At 39.2% G+C, this 18,169-nt stretch carries 16 protein-coding genes; 1 reads left to right on the top strand and 15 read right to left on the bottom strand.

Going from position 1 to position 18,169, the window contains the following annotated elements:
* Positions 1-8 precede the first annotated feature (8 nt).
* The 15 genes from clpB to DW125_RS11375 form a co-directional block, all read right to left on the bottom strand.
* Positions 9-2,624 carry an ATP-dependent chaperone ClpB gene (gene clpB / locus DW125_RS11445; protein ID WP_021859643.1) on the bottom strand — a complete coding sequence of 872 codons (2,616 nt, stop codon included), beginning with the start codon at positions 2,622-2,624 and terminating at the stop codon, positions 9-11.
* A 219-nt stretch (positions 2,625-2,843) separates the two neighbouring features.
* Positions 2,844-3,140 (bottom strand): leucine-rich repeat protein, encoded by a 297-nt coding sequence (locus DW125_RS14120; protein ID WP_242992983.1) that lies wholly within the window; start codon positions 3,138-3,140, stop codon positions 2,844-2,846.
* Between the two features lie 20 nt (positions 3,141-3,160).
* Positions 3,161-3,595, bottom strand: a complete 435-nt coding sequence (locus DW125_RS11440) for a LytTR family DNA-binding domain-containing protein (RefSeq protein WP_330411908.1) — start codon at positions 3,593-3,595, stop codon at positions 3,161-3,163.
* Between the two features lie 110 nt (positions 3,596-3,705).
* Complete coding sequence (locus DW125_RS11435; protein ID WP_158549922.1) at positions 3,706-4,737, bottom strand: ABC transporter permease subunit; 1,032 nt, start codon at positions 4,735-4,737, stop codon at positions 3,706-3,708.
* A complete protein-coding gene (locus tag DW125_RS11430) occupies positions 4,721-5,755 on the bottom strand; it encodes an ABC transporter permease subunit (protein ID WP_021859639.1) in 1,035 nt (344 codons plus the stop codon). The genes DW125_RS11435 and DW125_RS11430 overlap by 17 nt, the downstream gene beginning before the upstream one ends.
* The gene (locus tag DW125_RS11425) at positions 5,742-7,343 is read right to left on the bottom strand and encodes a sugar ABC transporter ATP-binding protein (RefSeq protein WP_158549921.1); all 1,602 of its coding nucleotides are present in this window, start codon (positions 7,341-7,343) and stop codon (positions 5,742-5,744) included. The genes DW125_RS11430 and DW125_RS11425 overlap by 14 nt, the downstream gene beginning before the upstream one ends.
* Positions 7,344-7,410: 67 nt before the next feature.
* A complete protein-coding gene (locus DW125_RS11420; protein WP_242992980.1) occupies positions 7,411-8,541 on the bottom strand; it encodes a DUF3798 domain-containing protein in 1,131 nt (376 codons plus the stop codon).
* A 160-nt stretch (positions 8,542-8,701) separates the two neighbouring features.
* Positions 8,702-9,586, bottom strand: coding sequence for an exonuclease domain-containing protein (locus DW125_RS11415; RefSeq protein ID WP_147323701.1), 885 nt, complete (start codon positions 9,584-9,586; stop codon positions 8,702-8,704).
* A 647-nt stretch (positions 9,587-10,233) separates the two neighbouring features.
* Positions 10,234-10,452 (bottom strand): hypothetical protein, encoded by a 219-nt coding sequence (locus DW125_RS11405; RefSeq protein WP_117538212.1) that lies wholly within the window; start codon positions 10,450-10,452, stop codon positions 10,234-10,236.
* On the bottom strand, positions 10,445-10,759 hold the full coding sequence (locus DW125_RS11400; protein ID WP_019162573.1) for a helix-turn-helix domain-containing protein: 315 nt from the start codon (positions 10,757-10,759) through the stop codon (positions 10,445-10,447). Before DW125_RS11400 ends, DW125_RS11405 begins: the two co-directional genes overlap by 8 nt.
* A gap of 83 nt (positions 10,760-10,842) precedes the next feature.
* Positions 10,843-11,799 carry an ORF6N domain-containing protein gene (locus DW125_RS11395; protein WP_005341533.1) on the bottom strand — a complete coding sequence of 319 codons (957 nt, stop codon included), beginning with the start codon at positions 11,797-11,799 and terminating at the stop codon, positions 10,843-10,845.
* A 176-nt stretch (positions 11,800-11,975) separates the two neighbouring features.
* On the bottom strand, positions 11,976-12,323 hold the full coding sequence (locus tag DW125_RS11390; protein ID WP_026649314.1) for a TnpV protein: 348 nt from the start codon (positions 12,321-12,323) through the stop codon (positions 11,976-11,978).
* 269 nt (positions 12,324-12,592) lie between these two features.
* Entirely contained in the window at positions 12,593-13,186 is a 594-nt protein-coding gene (locus DW125_RS11385) for a metallophosphoesterase family protein (protein ID WP_117538211.1), read from the bottom strand.
* A gap of 8 nt (positions 13,187-13,194) precedes the next feature.
* Positions 13,195-15,087 carry a BMP family ABC transporter substrate-binding protein gene (locus DW125_RS11380; RefSeq protein ID WP_117538210.1) on the bottom strand — a complete coding sequence of 631 codons (1,893 nt, stop codon included), beginning with the start codon at positions 15,085-15,087 and terminating at the stop codon, positions 13,195-13,197.
* A 95-nt stretch (positions 15,088-15,182) separates the two neighbouring features.
* Positions 15,183-16,361, bottom strand: coding sequence for an ABC transporter ATP-binding protein (locus tag DW125_RS11375; protein ID WP_021859902.1), 1,179 nt, complete (start codon positions 16,359-16,361; stop codon positions 15,183-15,185).
* Between the two features lie 455 nt (positions 16,362-16,816).
* On the opposite strand from DW125_RS11375, the gene DW125_RS11370 reads away from it, so the two are divergent.
* Positions 16,817-18,145, top strand: a complete 1,329-nt coding sequence (locus DW125_RS11370; protein WP_117538209.1) for an ABC transporter substrate-binding protein — start codon at positions 16,817-16,819, stop codon at positions 18,143-18,145.
* Positions 18,146-18,169: the final 24 nt, after the last annotated feature.

Here is an 18,169-nt window from a genome sequence, read left to right as displayed (position 1 = left end):
ATCGCTCCTTATAAGTCAGACTCTGGTACCACCTGCATATATTCCTGAATATGCGCAGCAAGTTTTTCATTCTCAACATCAATCACAATAGTCTCACCTGCCCGGATCTCACCTTCCAGCATCAGTTTTGCTGCCAGTGTCTCAACATGCTTCTGCAAATATCTCTTCAGCGGACGTGCTCCGTAAGTCGGATCGTAACCACCTTCCACTACATAATTCTTTGCAGCTTCTGTCAGGGAAAGGGAAATCTCTTTGTCTGCCAGACGTCTGTTTACATCTTTTACAAGTAAGTCAATTATATGATAAATGTTATCTTTGTTCAATGGTTTGAATAAAATCGTCTCGTCCAGACGGTTCAAAAATTCCGGTCTGAAATGTGCACGCAGGTCATTCATAACCATTTCCTGTGCTTCTGGTTTGATCGTTCCATCTTCATTAATTCCATCCAGCAGATACTGGGAACCAATATTGGATGTCATGATCAGGATTGTATTCTTAAAATCTACAGTACGTCCCTGGGAATCCGTAATACGTCCATCATCCAACACCTGCAATAATACATTAAATACATCCGGGTGTGCTTTTTCAATCTCATCAAACAGTACAACTGAGTAAGGTTTTCTTCTGACAGCTTCGGTAAGCTGGCCACCTTCATCATATCCGACATATCCCGGAGGCGCTCCGATCAGTCTGGATACGGAATATTTCTCCATATACTCACTCATGTCGATACGCACCATGTTATTCTCATCATCAAACAGGCTCTCTGCAAGTGTCTTTGCAAGTTCTGTCTTACCGACTCCGGTAGGTCCAAGGAACAGGAACGAACCAATCGGTCTGGTTGGATCTTTAATTCCGGCTTTGGATCGGATGATTGCTTCGGTTACAAGTTCCACACCTTCATCCTGACCGATGACACGTTTATGCAGCTCATCTGCCAGATGCAGTGTCTTGCTTCTCTCGCTCTCATTTAATTTGGCAACCGGAATACCTGTCCACCGGGATACGATCTTCGCAATCTCATCATCGGTAACACTTTCATGTACCAGATCGCGGTCTTCATCTTTTACTTTAGCTTCTTCATCTTCCAACTGTTTCTTCAGTTGTGGCAGCTTACCATACTGCAGTTCTGCAGCCTTCTCCAAGTCATAAGAATGCTGTGCTTTCTCAATCTCTTTGTTGATCTGCTCAATCTCCTCACGGATCTTCTGCACACGTTCAACGCCGACTTTCTCATTGTCCCACTGTGCTTTACGACTTGCAAATTCTTCTCTGCGCTCTGCCAGTTCTTCCTGCAGATGTACAAGTCTGTCCTGGCTCAACCGATCGTCTTCCTTCTTAAGAGCTGCTTCTTCTATCTCAAGCTGCATGATCTTACGCTGTAATTCGTCCAGTTCTGCAGGCATGGAATCTAGTTCTGTCTTGATCATGGCACATGCTTCATCTACAAGGTCGATCGCTTTGTCCGGCAGAAAACGGTCGGAAATATAACGATCTGAGAGTGTTGCTGCTGCAACAAGTGCTCCATCTGTGATCTTCACTCCATGGAATACTTCATATCGTTCTTTCAGTCCTCGCAGAATGGAAATTGCATCTTCCACTGTCGGCTCTTCTACCATAACCGGCTGGAAACGACGTTCCAGTGCCGCATCTTTTTCAATATACTGACGATACTCATCCAGTGTTGTTGCACCGATACAATGCAGTTCACCTCTGGCAAGCATTGGTTTTAACATATTTCCTGCATCCATTGCACCGTCCGTCTTACCAGCGCCGACAATCGTATGCAACTCATCAATAAACAGGATAATTCGTCCATCGCTGTTTTTCACTTCTTCCAGAACTGCTTTCAGACGTTCCTCAAATTCTCCACGATATTTAGCACCTGCTACAAGTGCTCCCATATCTAGTGAGAAAATTGTCTTGTCTTTCAGTCCTTCCGGTACATCACCACGGACAATTCTCTGTGCAAGTCCTTCTACAACTGCTGTCTTACCAACACCTGGTTCACCGATTAGGACCGGATTGTTCTTCGTCTTACGTGAAAGGATACGGACTACATTACGGATCTCAGAGTCACGTCCGATCACCGGATCCAGTTTCTGCTCTCTTGCCCGCTCTACCAGATCAGAACCATATTTATTCAACGTATCATAAGTATCTTCCGGGTTATCACTTGTTACCCTCTGATTGCCTCTCACAGTAGATAATGCTTGCAGGAATCCTTCCCGGCTGATACCCATCTCACGAAGCAGTGCCTTCATATCTTTACTTGCATATTTTATAATAGCGAGGAAGAGATGCTCAACAGAAACATATTCGTCTCCCATCGGTTTTGCCTCATCCTCTGCGTGGATCAGAACATTATTCAGATCCTGTCCTACATACTGTCTTCCACCCTGTACTTTCGGGCGTTTTGTAATCGCCTCTTCCACGCGATTAATAATAAGGTTCTTATCGAGCCCCATCTTTTCCATCAATTTCGCGATCAGGCTGTCATCCTGTGTTAATAATGCATAAAGCAAATGCTCCTGTGCAATCTCCTGGTTGCCATAGTCAGATGCAATGCGTTCACAGTCTTGCACAGCCTGCAATGATTTCTGTGTAAATTTATTTATATTCATAAAGACAACCTCCTTTTTGCTCTTGTTCTACTTGCAATATAACAATACAACACTTTATCAGCACTGTCAAGAGTCGAGTGCTAATTGTTTTAAAAAGTATTCTTAAACCTTTTCATAAGTAACTTTTACCATTGCTACATTGATGTCAAAATAATTGTGCTTGATTTCTGTCTGCAAATATTCTTCTGCATGTGCAATGCGCAAACTTTTGCAATTATTTTATTCCATACTAATTTTATTATCTACAGCATATTTATATAATTTAGTACATTTATTTTTTTCAATGACGATCGTACCCGCAAAATCTCCAAATGCCCAATCATCTATATTTTTCACATCCCCTGCAAAATATACTTTTTCAAGATTTACACTCGATCCAAATACTGCCATCTTCATACTTGTTACTGTCTTCGGTACTTTAATACATTTCAATTCTTCGTGATAAGCAAAGGAAGCTTCTCCTAGCGAAGTCACTTTTAATCCATCTATTTTTTCCGGAATATGTAAACTATCCACATTTTTCTTTAGGTAACCAATTATTTCAACTGTATTTTCTCCTTCATTGATTCTATAACTATATTTTTATCCTTTGATATTTCCAATTCTTTTATCGTTTTTCTGACATTTAAAATTTCTCCATTATTTAAGTGGACCCCAACTTTTCTTGCTGCTGTTTCAAAATACATAATATCTGAATGCTTAATTCGAACATCCGCTTCACTTGTTTTAATAACAATATATGAATCCTGCATTTCTCCAAGCCTTGCATAGGCTGCTTTCAAATCTAGAAACAGTTCTTTTTCTATCCTGCTTTTTCTAATATATCTGAATGGACTATATTCTATGGATTCAAATACATACTGCTCATGTGCGGATACAAAGATCAATATTATATCTGAATTTTCTTCACGCAGCTTTTTGGCAATCTCCAGTCCCGAAATACCAGGCATGTCTATATCCAAGAACAATATATCAATTTCACTGCTGCTTTGTCTAATTCTTTTTTAGTATATCTAATGATTCCTGCTCATCATCGCATAATGCAATGTTAATTATCATTGTAACTTTCCCTCATTTTTCTTTATATATTCTCCTTTACATTAAAAATAATTGCAAGACAGATTACTGCATAAGATATAAACGTACGGAAATATTCTCCGATTGCAACGCTTGAGAACAGTGTCTGCCCAGCAAGTGGCGATACAATAAACAGAAAATGGAACAAAAATAATCCTAAAAACACATTGCGGATATTCGCATTTTTAATTCCGGCTCCACCAGCCAGAATTGCCGCACTTGAGAAAATCTCACGATTGCTTTGCGCGGTATACACGCTCAACATTCCAACATTCTGTAAATACATGATCTGTCCGTAAGCCGCAAGCACCGTAGAAATAATAATTGCGATGATTCTCATTTTATTCACATCGATGCCAAGGCTCTGCGACTTATCCATACTTTCACCGACAGCTTTCATATTAATACCGAGCTTGCTTCGAAGCAAGTAAAATATGAACAGACTGACTACTGTGATGATCACAAGATTCAACACCGAACATTTAATCCCCCATATTTCAAATTTCAAACAATCATCGATAATGCCACCCAGACTTTCCAGGTTTACAACATGCTGAATTCCCAGTCCGGATTTTAAAAGCAATTTTTCGTTTGTAGCAGGAATGATCGTTCCAAATCCGACCATAAAGATTAACTGATAGATACTGATTCCGATATATCCGATAATGATGGAAGTAATCATCTCTCGCCCTTTTACACGGTTTAAGATTGCTCCGATCACATAACCAAATGCGACAGCAAGGATTGTAGAAAGAAGTACAACCGCTAAAAGTGCCGGATATCCTTCCAGTCCATAATTTAATACAAAAAGAATGGCTGTCTGTGCTGCCAGTGCACCAATGCTGATGGCAAAGTTAAGTCCCAAACCGGCTATGATCGGAACGATCAGTGACAATACCATCACGCTGTTTCGCAAAATTCTTGTTACTACTTCAGACATAACAAAATTAAGCGACATTCCTGACACAATATATCCTATGACAGACAGGATAATGAATAACAATGGAATTCGATTTGATTTAAGCTTTTTCAACATTCTTCTCCTTTTTTGTTTCTTTAAACATTGCAAATAAGATAATGACATTTGTCAAAATAGATCTTGTGATCTCGGTAAGCTCTGTCGCAACCAGCTCATTTGCAAGAGGCACACTAAACACTAAAATCCCGTGAAAAATCAATGTACCTACAATCACGTTTAAAATATTTCCATTATGTTCCGTACAGCCTCCGATAAGAAGCGCAGATGCTGCAGAAAAGGCGATCGCTTTCGGTGCATTATAAAGTTCCAGATATCCATAGCTTTGTGAATAGAAACAGATACCTACACCTGCAATGATCGTTGATAAAACGATTGCCGTCATCTTAATCTTATTCGATTGCAGCCCCATAATCTCGCAATAGGCTTCATTTTCACCGAGGGCAAGCATATTTTGACCGATATTACTTTTAAAAATAATATAGATGATCACGCACACGATAAAAAAGCAAAGGAGATATCCTACCGGAATCATCATTCCACCTATTTTTATCTGGAAAATTTTTTCAATGATTTTGTCAAAATATCCTTCCAGCCCAATCTTTGGACGCATTCCTTTTCCTGCGATTGGAAATACCATGACCGGATTGTCAAATGGAATAGTCACCCATAAAATACAGGACAGCGGAATGATTGATAAACCTAAAAAGTTTCCTGTGATCTCCTCTGTTCCACTTGCCTTTATTAAAATGCGTCCATAAATTCTTCCGAACACAAAACTAATAAGAATTGTAAGGAGAAGCACGCATAAAAATCCTTTCACACCAGTGATTTCAAAGTTCATAACCGTGCTGATACTAATAAGACCGGCTATGATCCCGACTGGCATTCCGAAGTTAAATCCCATTCCGGCATTCAGCATCGGAAGAAGTGATAATACAAACACACCGTTCATAGGAAGTCGGATCAGCATATCCGTAAGCAGCGGGCGGATTGGAATTCCCATGTAACAGGAAACAGCGATCATGACAAGCAAAAAGATCAGCAATACATTTTTTTGTAATTTAAACTTTTTCATAGCTGTCCTCCTCTCTCATTTTTGAAAAAGCTCTCGCAAACTGTTCTGCATCTGCATCGTGTTTTAAAACATCTACAAGTTCCCCCTCATAAAATACGCAGATGCGATCACATATTTTTTTCATCTCTTCAATATCTCCGGATGCGAGAATGATCGTAGTCCCTGCTCTTTTATTCAAATCTGCGAGCAATTTTAAAATATTGTCTTTTGATTTGATATCAATCCCTCTCGTCGGTTCATTAATAAATAATACGTCCGGATCCATTAAAATCGCACGTGCCAACGCTACTTTTTGCTGGTTTCCACCGCTCAATTCACAGATTGGCTGTCGAATTGACTCACATACTACGTCATATTTCGTTACTACTGTTTCTGCCTGATTTTTCTCTTTATTTTTATCATAAAATTTAATTTTATTTCCGATAGACAGACGATTTAACTTATCAGAGAAATTCTTCAAATAGAAATTGATATTCTCTGCTACTGATTTGTCCAAAAGAAGTCCATTTCTTCTTCTTTCTTCTGTGACAAACACAATACCTGATTCAATCGCTTCCGCTGTTTTATTAATTTTTATTTCCTTCTCATCTTTGTAAAATGTGAAATCTCCGGCAATTTTATCTGCTCTTAACGTGCCATATGCCAGTGCATTTTTCCCATGTCCGTTCATTCCGGTAAGACCGATGATCTCTGACTGATATATGTCAAAGTTCAGATTTTTTATCGGTTCGTTTTTTCGTGCAACATAAAAATCTTTATACGTCAGCACTACTTTTTCCTGCTTTGCTTCATTTTCCTTAAAACGCTCTGCAAATGCGTAATTATATCCGATAATCTCTTCCGCTATTTTTTCGCGGCTGAATTCTTCTTTTTTGTCACTTAGATAAACCGGATCTCCGTCCCTTAATACGAGGATTGTATCCGAAACTGCGATGATCTCTTCAATTCGGTGTGACACTAAAATAATAGTTAAGCCTTCATCTGCCAGTTTTTTCAACTGTTCCAGAAGCTTGTTAGAGTCTTTTTCATTCAATGTAGCTGTCGGCTCATCCAGCATTAATAATTTTGTATCTTCATTGGCGATCGAGCGGGCGATTTCTACAAACTGCTTATTATTGATTGGAAGTTCACAGATTTTCATCTCCACATCCAGATCAAGCCCTAATCTTGCCAGGATCTCTTTTGCTTTTCTTTTATTCTCTTCTGTATAGAAATTCTTCATGCTTCCTTTTATCTCGCGATAGGAATTCATTACATAATTAGGCAATGCTATATTTTCCCATATACTTAAATCTTCTAACAGACTGAATTCCTGGTGCACCATACAAATCCCGTAGCTCTGGCTTTCTACCGTTGATGTGATCTTTACTTTTTGTCCATCTATGAAAATATCACCTTCGTAACCACCTGTCTCGTCAATAATATGGTCACCGGAAATAATATTAAGCATTGTACTTTTCCCGGATCCATTAACTCCCATAAGTCCTAAGATCTGCCCTTTTTTCAACTCTATATTCACATTTCGCAAAACGGAGTTACCACTAAATTTCTTTCCCAAATTGTTTAATTTTAAAACTGTATTTTCCATCGTCATTCCCACTTATAAAAGATAGCTGTGGCACGACTGTGTCACAGCTAGTCTTTTTCATTATATTTTAGTAATAAATTGAACCCATAATGTAAAGGAGATAGTTGTCATATTTACCATCAAGTTTTTCCATTTCGACTGATACACCTGTTACGTCTTTTGCGATTTTTCTTAATGCATCAATATCTGTTAATTTGATGTCGCCTTTCAAGGCCTGGATTGCTACTTCTGTCGCAAATTCCGGCTGGAATGCTTCCATAGAAATTGGCCATGTAGACAGTCTTCCTGTAACACCATTCTTCTTTGCAACATCGCTGATCATCTTGTTGATTGCATCGTAATCACCTGCAATATCTTTTGTAATTTTAAGGTTCATACCTGCCGGATATCCCTGTGTAGGTGTCGGGCAACACTGCTCAGCTACGATATATTTGTATTTTAATTCCAGCCCGATTACGAAATCCTGTGTCGGACAGTATGTACTGAAGATACAAGTATCTTTTCCATATTTTTTGATCTCTTTTGGAATATCTTCTTTGATGAACTGATTTGTTGCACTGTCAGATGTTACGTATGGGTCTGGCATTGTTATATCGATGAAGTCCATACCAAGCTTCTTCGCTGTCTTTTTCATCGTCTCTCTTCTCTGTGCAATTTCTTCCATCTTAAGATGTGTCGGGAAAGAATAGTGGATAATTCTCTCAGCACCCATCTTTTTCGCTTTTTTTGCAATTACCTGCCCACGTTTGTTCCAGTTTGCATCGATACATAAATCAATGACATCCGCCATCTCATATGGATCATCCCATACAGGTGCAGTGATCACTTTCAAGTCCGGATTTTCTTTTTTTGCCATTTTGATTGCCGGTAAAATACCAGAATCACCATAGCAGATAACAAGTGCTTTGAAAGATGGATCCTTTGCAACATTCATGATCTGAGTGATTCCCGTCTCCTGCTCTGCTGCAAAGTCATCTGGCAATGTCAGATGCTCAACAACGCCCGGATACTTCTCTGCCATCTTCTCACCGGATCTGTACTGATCTTCACTCCAGGAAAGTGTCGGTGTCAACACACATACTTTTCCATCAATTTTCTTGTCTTCCTTTTTTGCTGTTCCTTGTTTGCCACATGCTGCTACTGAAAACATCATCACGCAAATCATCAGAACTGCAACCAGTCTTTTCATCTTTTTCATTTTCGTCTTTTTCCTCTTTTCCCCAATTTTTTGCGCGTTAAATCTGTTTTTGCGCAAAATAAACTCATTAATATATCTCCCAAATATTAATGACTTTATCCTACTATCATAGTAGCACCAATATGCTTTTTTTTCTAATTGAAATTCCATATAACTGCGTTCACTTATATTTTTTTCTATTTGCTTTTTCAAAGAAAACTTCCAGCTCTTCAAAGGCTGCATCTTCTCCTATCGCGATCACGTGAAGGTCATCTTTCAATGCTCTTGCCTCCATACTTTCTACATTTTCCAGTTCCTGCATCAAGGCATTGCACTTTATTAAAACTTCATCGGAAATTCCTTCCCATTTTTCATGGAACCTGCGGTATCTGTAGTAAATTTCCTTTTCTTTCATGTATTGTCTCAGTACATTCGCCGCGCGCTCTGGACATCCATGTATATCCATATATGCGATTATATTTTTAAGATCCACAGCATCTTCTAGTGCATCATGGCTGACAGATGGTTTCAAACCACATAGCAGCTTCAGGTTTGCGATTCCTATACTTCGCATTTTCAGCTTTTTCGAATAGATTTCTTCAATATCCATCATCAGTGGAAGCATCATATTCACTGCCTTCCTCGTATGTTTCGAAACATCTGTGCGATAGTATTTTAAATCTTGCGCGATGACCATTTGATCCGGTCCCCACACAAAAATCTTCTTTACATTCCACTCGCGTAATTTTTTTGCAATTTCCCTCATCACCTGCTCATAAGAAGGGGCTCGAAGCAGCATCTCTTCTGTAATATTGGTCAGTTCCCGGAATTTATCATGAAGCGGTTCATCATTAAATATGTAAGAATGAAACCGTTCTACTTCTTCAAAATTTTTCTGGCAGATTACAAGACCAACTGACACTAACTTTGACGGTGGACCACCCTTTTGCTGTGAAGTTACAAACTCGGAATCAAGAAATGCAACTCTGCCTTCCCTTATCCAATCTGCGACGCAAAAACTTTTCTTCTTTGGCTTGCTTCTCCTGTTCGTGTTTCTTTTTTTCATCTTACTCAAAAAACCACCTCTTTTTATGCGTCAAAATCTGCTTCAAATGTTCCTTCCGGTGTTTTCATCGTTAAAATTCCAAGATTAAAATCTTCATCCTGAATGGTGATGTGATACTCGAACACAACATCATCCTCAAATTTGGAAAGTAAAATATACGTACCATTTTCTTTTCCTTCGATCTGGTCACAAATTCTGCTTTATTCATTCGTATTGTTACTGTATAATTTCGTTTTCGCATAAATCTTTGTCTCCTTTCTCCACTCTATCTTTTTTATAAATCATTCATAACCTTTCCGCTGGTAGATTAGCAGGGGATATATAAGAGAGTGCAACGCTCTCTTATACAGGTGCAGGGTGCATGACGTCCAGTGGACGTCAGCTTTGCACCGACCGGAGCGACAGCGGAGACAAGTCCTAGTCAATCAGTAAGTGTTCCGTAGGAATGTCCGGTGGACATTTCGCAGGGATACTTACGCCATTGATGTGCCGGGGTTCCAAGGGGCGGAGCCCTCTGGCAAGTTTAGGAACAGCCCAAAGGCTGGCTCCGGTGCAGAGTGGCTTGCCACTTTGCGAAACTTGCCTGTCATCTTCCCACTACTAAACCGATACCAGCCAAGCAGCATTTCCACACTGCATTATCAACCCTAAATGGAGATGACGGTGGTTTTGTGGTGCAGGAACTGACTGTGGAAGAAATAGAAAAGCTTCCCTTTCGATAGATTTTCTCTTTCTGAAACAGGCTGTTCGTGCATCACTCCGATGCGAAGTATCGGACAATCATGTGCCGTATCCGGCACTCTATTCTTTTCTTCACCTTGCTTGTTCAATCCACCCTTAAGCACTTCTCTTCTCCACTTAATCATTTTCTTCTCCTAATGGAACTTCCCGGATAATATATTCGGTATCGCCATAAAAGCCATACTCATTACGCAATCTATGACGTTCCACATATCCATGATGCTCTAATTCCTTAATTGCAGAACGAACAGAATCAATCCCATCTCTGCTCAATGTTGCCAGTCCTTGCATATTGTAATTCCAGTCATCTGGCAAACTTAACATCAACGATAATAGACCTTTCGCTTTCAATGTCAGATTCTTATTCTTGAAATGGTGATTACTCATTACCGTAAAATTCTTAGTTCTCTCTACACGAAAAATCTGTGCCATGCTCCCATCCTCCTTTTCAGTTCAAAAGAAAAAGACGCAAGCCATATTCTTATGACTCACGCCTTTCTGCATAACTTACTTTTCTATTCTTCTGTTTCCAATTCCAATCTCTGTAAAATATCTCTTACAATACCTGCATCTTCAATCAGATTAATTCCAAAACATTTTTTACCTGCATCCTTCAAAGACGCACCCACATGATATGCTTTCGTTTTATCAAGAATTAAAAAACGATCATGAAATGCTCTTGTGTACTTCACATCCAGTTTAGGATACTGTGCATTAAAGTTATCTACATCTGTTTGAGATAATTTTGTCCGTTGCTGTGTATAAACTGTCACCGCCACATTTTCTTTCTTTTTGGACAACATATTTAATGTTCCTACATCCACATAGCCATCTACCAGAACAATTTCCATTTCTGCTTTCTGAATCAGTCCTATCAATAAGCTGAATGCATCATATATCTGACCATCAAAAAATATCTTTTGATTAGACTCCTCATGATCTGATATGTACTCAAAAATCTGCTCCAGTTTTTCATCTGTCTTTTTCTGATATTCCAGTTGTTTTAGCTCAACGTTACTAATCCTTTCAAACAAAAGTGCATTGTTGGCTATAAACCGTCGCATTTCTACAAATGCACGCATAATACCTATACTTACATTAATTGCCACCTCACTATGCAATACACTTGCAAGCATGGATATTCCCTGCTCTGTAAATACATACGGTAATGTACGTCTGCCACCATAACCATTTTCTGTTCCACTGCCATTTGAGGTGCCAAATTGGCATTTCAAGTTTTCATATTCATCTTTTGTAAGCTGAAATCGAAAATCTTCTGGAAATCTGGCAATATTTCTTTTAACGGCTCTGTTTAACGCTCCCGTTTCTACCTGATAAAGCATTGCCAGATCACTATCCACCATGACTTGTTTGTTTCTTACTACATAAATCAGATTTTCAACGTCCGGTGGCATGATTTCAACTATTTGTGTTTCCACTGGTTCCATTTCTCTTACTTTCTGATCCGCCATTTCATCTCCTCTATAACTTGAAATGCCAAACTGGCATTTCAAGTTACTTTACCGAACAATCATTTCTTATGAGTTCCCAAAATCCATGTTCCCATTTTACCCTATTTTTCTCATTCTGCCTACTGCTATTTTTCATACAATAATGAGGTCGCAATCCACGACCTCATCACCTTCATTTAAACATAAATCAATTCCTTGAGAATAATCTCTTCTGCAATTGCTTTGTGTTGATTAGCAGCTCTTACCCAGGCAATCTGATCTTTCTCTTTATCCGGCAATGGTTCTTTTTCTTCTAACTGTTTCAGTATTACCTCTTCCCGTTCTCTGGCTGCCTTGTCCACTTCCAGAAGATGCTCTCCAATGGTATCCTGTAAAAGCATCACCTGATAGGTTGAATTTCGATAGTTTTTCAGATAATCTCTGCGAAGAAAACCATACTTGCCAAGTTGCTCCATCTGCTCACCGGATTTATAGGTGAGATTCGGGATCAGATATCCATTTACATTTGTATACGTTAATTCCATTTTATTAGCACTCTCCATTTCTCATCATTTTTTGACCACAAATTTACGACATTTACGACAAATCTGACACTGCTTTACAATACCAGACAAAATGACTGATGCCCCGGAAAGCCTGTAAAACAGGCACTTCTAGGATACACAAGACAGGACAAAAATCGACTTCCATTATCAAGAGGTGAGTGCTAATTTTGAATATTTTCATTTTCGTTCTCACTTGCCACTGATCATTCAACAGAAAATCTGCCAGATATTACTTTTTTTCAGCCAAATTATTCTTCGTAAGTAAATATATAGGACTCATATCCGTTAATAATAACCGTATTCTTATATTTCGTAACTCTTGGTTTTCTTCCATAATTTAGATGCACATGTCCGTGAAGATGGTATTTCGGCGAATATTTTTCCAAAAGCTCCTTAAATACTTCAAATCCCTGATGTGCGGCTGATTCTTCATCATTGATCCCTTTCGTCGGTGCGTGAGTCAACAGAATATCAAATCCTTTTTTCTGTCTCATTTTCAACCACATTTTCTGCACTCTGCGCTTCATTTCTTTCTGTGTGTATTGATGGGATCCGCCATTGTACCAACAAGATCCGCCAAGTCCCAGAATCCTTATCCCTTTATATTCATAAATCTGGTTTTCAATACAAATACAGCCTTCTGGTTCTTTTCTTTCATATATCCCATCATGATTTCCATAAATATATAATAATGGGCAATGGGCCATTGTCACTAAAAAGCTAAGATATTCTGGTTTCAAGTCCCCGCAGGACAGTATAAGATCAATATCCTTTAATTTATCCGGCGTATAATAATCCCAGAGACTTCTGGATTCTTCATCTGCTATTACGAGTATTTTCATACGTTTTTCTACAACCCCTGCAATTTCAGAAGTTCTCCTACTCCTTCCTCTAATTCTGACCGTTCCGGTATGCTTCCTATTACGTTCTCATAGAGCCAATCCATCGTAACCAATTCTTCAACATCTAATATTTCTCCGGCAGTTCCATGAATTTCCCCATTTTGATCACATAATTCTCCTTCAAATGGATGAAAGCTTCCGTCTGCAATAAACTGGGCAAAGCTCTCTGCCATACGTTTTACTCCGCCCGGAACTCTTTCAGAACAGATTAATTCTATCACTCCTGCAGATAATCCCCACCAGTAGTTCAATGTCTTTTTATCACCATATGCAAGCGGTTTCCATGATCCCTCCAGAATATACTGCATGATCCGTTCATAAAAATTCCCCCAGTTTACAATACTGGTCGCGATTCTTGTGATTTCTCCTTTATCTTGAAAATATAATCCGTATGGACTTTCCGTTCCTTTTTTGCTAATCATTTCTTTTGCTGAAATAATCTTCAAATCCTTCTTTTCTTCTTCAGATCTGGAGTTTTTTACTCCTGTCCAGATTAGTTTTACCTGGGCTCCCGGCTGCATCATCCGAACACCGATTGAAAATGCATTGACATTCGCAATAGTTCCATACATCGGATAATCCTCTTCATAGCCGATCACGCTGTCTCTATCTGCCGCTGCTCCCGCTATAAGTCCCAGTAAAAATTTAATTTCATAATTTCTTGTCAGATATGTTCTTACAGATTTGTATGGGAAATTCAAAGAACAATTAAAAATATAAATGTCCGGATGTTGCAAAGCGACCTGCACCGATGCCTGCATCAACGTTGCGGCTGTAGTAAAAATCACCGTATTTCCATCCTCGATCGCCGCCTCAAGCACTTCACTTCTTGCTGTCTGCGACTGGATATTCTCATACACACTGGTAATTACTCTTCCACGAAATGAATCCTCCAGCTGTTGTCTCCCTAGTTCATGCGCATAGTTCCATTCACTGGAATTTGCACTTCCTTCATAAATAAAAGCAACTTTCATCACTCTTTTCGCCGGTGTCAGAAACCTTGTCAAAATCGGGATCTTTTCCGCCTCCGGCTCCATCACGCGCTCCACCTCTGTTTTTAGCGCTTCCGGTTCAATTTCTTCACGGATTGTTTCCAGTTTTTCACGGATTTCCACAGACGTTTTTTCTTTCAATTCTTCATATGGAAAAATATCAAGGCACCGCAAAAAAGCAGTCCCTATATGTTCCGGCACAAAATCTCCGGCCATAGATTCATACATGATTTGAAAATGGATATATACACTTGACAGTCTTCGGATTTCTTTCTCTTTCCACTTGCTGTTCCAGTCTTTTCCCATTGCCTGCAGCAGACTTTCATAATCTCCCGGTTCCGGAAATATGATCATATTCAGACCGGTTCTTTTATAAAACTCTACGAATTCATAATATACTACATTCTCTTTTTTATTATCTTGTACCGGAAGAATTCTTGTAACATTTGCCAATATAGTCGGCATTTTCAAATATTTCATAATGCTGACTCTTTTATTACCTTCCTGTACGTAGAATCTGTTTCTGTATTCATATACGGTCACCGGATCTCTCAATCCTTCTTCCATCTGAGACTGGAAAAGATTGATCCACTTTGCTGCAAATTCCGATGTCTCATCTAATAGGGGAAGAAAATCCGGACTGAACGCATTGCTCCTTGCGGCTTCTTTTGTTCCTACAACCAAAGATAATGGAATTTCCATCATTCCAAGATATTGATTTCCTGCAGTTTCCTCCCCTTCTAGAATTTCATCCAGTACGATCGGATATGGTGATTCTCCCTTTGCGCTCGCCCGTCTGGACTGACGCTGCGCAAGTTTTCTTGCCTGTTTATAATCATCCAACGGCATTTTCTCAGCCCTCCTGTTTTTATATAGCACGCTACTTTAACTTTTGTGAATTTCCACGAAAAAAGGGGCAGGAATTCCCGCCCCTTTTTTTAATGCTATGCTTCCAGATTGATTCCATCCTCGTCAAATACATGTACTTCACTTCCACGGAATTTAAAAGATACTTCCTCTCCGATTGCAAGATCAGAAAGTGTTCTTCCATTGAGATCCATTGTCTGCACGATAATGATTGTATCTTTTCCAGCTGCTGTAACATGCAGATGAATCGCACTTCCCATCATCTCGGCTACATCAATCTTACCGGTAACTGCCTGTGCTCCAGGCTCTGACAATGAAATGTGCTCCGGACGAATACCAAGTGTAACCTTCTGCGATTTTACACCTTTTGCTGCCAGATTTTTCTCTTTTTCTTCTGACAGTTCCACTCTGACTCCATCTACTTCTACCTGATATTTTCCTGCATTCTCGATCAGTTCTGCATCAAAGAAATTCATCTGTGGCATGCCGATAAATCCTGCTACAAAAATGTTCACCGGATGATCAAATACTTCCTGCGGTGTTCCGATCTGTTGAACGACACCATCTTTCATGATAACAATACGATCTCCAAGTGTCATAGCCTCTGTCTGATCGTGTGTTACATACATAAATGTAGTATCGATTCCCTGACGTAATTTGATAAGCTCTGCACGCATCTGATTACGTAATTTTGCATCCAGGTTGGATAATGGCTCATCCATTAAAAGAACTTTCGGTTCACGCACGATGGCACGTCCGATTGCAACACGCTGGCGCTGTCCACCGGATAAAGCTTTCGGTTTACGATCCAAATACGGTGTGATTCCAAGAATTTCGGCTGCCTGATCCACTTTCTGGTTAATTTCATTCTTCGGCATCTTTCTAAGCTTTAATGGAAATTCCAGATTCTCACGAACTGTCATATGTGGATAAAGTGCATAACTTTGAAATACCATTGCGATATCTCTGTCTCTTGGTTCCACATCATTCATTTTCTTGCCATCAATTAAGAGTTCTCCATCTGAGATTTCTTCCAGTCCTGCCACCATACGCAGTGTTGTTGATTTACCACATCCGGAAGGGCCAACAAGAACGATGAACTCTTTGTCCTTAATATCCAGATTAAAATCCTGAACAGCTACTACGCCTTCATCAGTTACTAAAAGATTACTCTTCTTTTCAGATGAACCTTTCTTTCTTTTTTTCTCTGTGTTCGGGTAAACTTTTTTAATGTGCTTTAAAATTACCTCTGACATAAATTAAGACTTTAATGATACTGCCTCCGCAATGTATCATCTCGTGACCGGCGATTTCTTCCGCGCCACATTACGACAGGTCTCCACACTGTCGCACCGCAAGCCTGACGGATTTCCTCCTTTTCTTTCCCTGAAAATGCAACAATGAGTGGAGTGTTGCATCCGGGCGGATTTAAATATTTATTTTTTCGAAGTATAAACCAGAACTTTTATTTTCGCAATCTATTTTCAAAAATTTGACCATTCTTATTGATTTTGCACAATTTTGAAACCTAGTCTTAAGTATTTTTCAACAAATTTTTCATTTTTAACCGTTTTTTATTGTTTTTTCTTATCCATAATGCTATGATGAAGCCAACAAATGGAAACGTTTTCGGAAACAGTTCCGAACTATTGGGCTTTTCACAAAAACACCCATTTTACAAATTATTATTTTATTTAAGGAGGACCATATTATGAACAAGAAACGTTTGATGGCAGCCGGACTTGCAGTTATAATGACAGCATCTATGGTAACTGGATGTGGCAGTTCTGACAGCAAGAAAGAATCAAAAACTGATGCGAAAGGATCTGTATACTATCTGAACTTCAAACCAGAAGCAGATGATCAGTGGCAGGAGCTTGCCAAAGAGTACACAGATGAGACTGGAGTAAAAGTAGAAGTTGTTACCGCAGCTTCCAACCAGTATGAAACTACATTGAAGAGTGAGATGGGTAAATCAAAAGCCCCTACATTATTTCAGGTAAACGGACCGGTTGGTCTTGCTTCATGGAAAAAATATTGTTATGACCTTTCCGGTTCTGATGTTTACAAGCAGCTTACTTCTGATGATTTCGCATTAAAAGAAAACGATGCAGTATATGGTATCGGATATGCAATTGAATCTTACGGAATCATCTATAACAAGAAATTACTAAAAAAAGCCGGATATTCACAGGATGATATCAAAGGATTTGATGATCTGAAAAAAGTTGTTGAAGATATTACAAGCAGAAAAGATAAATTAGGATTCTCCGCATTTACATCTGCTGGTATGGATGGTTCTTCTGACTGGAGATTTAAGACACATCTTGCAAACCTTCCTATTTATTATGAATACCAGAAAGACAAAATTGACAACACAGATAAGATCAAAGGAACTTACCTTGATAACTACCGCAACATCTGGAATCTGTATATCAACAACGCAACATGCAGCCCGAAACAGTTAAGTACAAAAACAGCTGATGATGCAACTTCTGAATTCGTAACAGAGCAGGCAGTCTTCTATCAGAATGGTACATGGGCATACGCAGATATCGCTGATGTTGGAGATGAGAATCTCGGAATGCTGCCAATCTATGTTGGTGTAAAAGGCGAAGAAAATCAGGGACTGTGTACAGGTACAGAAAACTACTGGTGTGTAAACAAGAATGCTTCTAAAGATGACATTCAGGCTACTCTTGATTTCATGAACTGGTGTGTAACTTCTAAGACAGGTACAAAGGCAATGTGCGGAGCTGCAAACGCTATGCCTTCTGGTGCTGACGGTATGGGATTTGTAATTCCATTCAAAGGGAACCTTAAATCAGAGAATCCACTTGTTAACGTTGCTAATGATTATGTAAAAGAAGGAAAGACTCCTGTTTCTTGGAACTTCTCTACAATGCCTTCTGAACAGTGGAAGAACGATCTTGGTTCTGCACTTACAACTTACGCATCAAAACAGACAGATGCGAACTGGGCAAAAGTTAAATCTGCATTCGTAGATGGATGGGCAAAAGAAGCAAAAGCAAGCAAGTAATTTATAACAAAACAACTTATTATT

The organism is Dorea sp. AM10-31 (assembly GCF_003435815.1).
Taxonomy (GTDB): domain Bacteria; phylum Bacillota; class Clostridia; order Lachnospirales; family Lachnospiraceae; genus Dorea_D; species Dorea_D hominis.
This window is presented reverse-complemented; position numbering and strand designations above follow the sequence as displayed.

Excerpts from the sequence above, each read along its gene's own strand:
- clpB (WP_021859643.1), bottom strand. The coding sequence starts at position 2,624 with ATGAATATAAATAAATTTACACAGAAATCATTGCAGGCTGTGCAAGAC.
- DW125_RS11435 (WP_158549922.1), bottom strand. The coding sequence starts at position 4,737 with ATGTTGAAAAAGCTTAAATCAAATCGAATTCCATTGTTATTCATTATC.
- DW125_RS11430 (WP_021859639.1), bottom strand. The coding sequence starts at position 5,755 with ATGAAAAAGTTTAAATTACAAAAAAATGTATTGCTGATCTTTTTGCTT.
- DW125_RS11425 (WP_158549921.1), bottom strand. The coding sequence starts at position 7,343 with ATGGAAAATACAGTTTTAAAATTAAACAATTTGGGAAAGAAATTTAGT.
- DW125_RS11420 (WP_242992980.1), bottom strand. The coding sequence starts at position 8,541 with ATGAAAAAGATGAAAAGACTGGTTGCAGTTCTGATGATTTGCGTGATG.
- DW125_RS11415 (WP_147323701.1), bottom strand. The coding sequence starts at position 9,586 with ATGAAAAAAAGAAACACGAACAGGAGAAGCAAGCCAAAGAAGAAAAGT.
- DW125_RS11405 (WP_117538212.1), bottom strand. The coding sequence starts at position 10,452 with ATGATTAAGTGGAGAAGAGAAGTGCTTAAGGGTGGATTGAACAAGCAA.
- DW125_RS11400 (WP_019162573.1), bottom strand. The coding sequence starts at position 10,759 with ATGGCACAGATTTTTCGTGTAGAGAGAACTAAGAATTTTACGGTAATG.
- DW125_RS11395 (WP_005341533.1), bottom strand. The coding sequence starts at position 11,799 with ATGGCGGATCAGAAAGTAAGAGAAATGGAACCAGTGGAAACACAAATA.
- DW125_RS11390 (WP_026649314.1), bottom strand. The coding sequence starts at position 12,323 with ATGGAATTAACGTATACAAATGTAAATGGATATCTGATCCCGAATCTC.
- DW125_RS11385 (WP_117538211.1), bottom strand. The coding sequence starts at position 13,186 with ATGAAAATACTCGTAATAGCAGATGAAGAATCCAGAAGTCTCTGGGAT.
- DW125_RS11380 (WP_117538210.1), bottom strand. The coding sequence starts at position 15,087 with ATGCCGTTGGATGATTATAAACAGGCAAGAAAACTTGCGCAGCGTCAG.
- DW125_RS11375 (WP_021859902.1), bottom strand. The coding sequence starts at position 16,361 with ATGTCAGAGGTAATTTTAAAGCACATTAAAAAAGTTTACCCGAACACA.
- DW125_RS11370 (WP_117538209.1), top strand. The coding sequence starts at position 16,817 with ATGAACAAGAAACGTTTGATGGCAGCCGGACTTGCAGTTATAATGACA.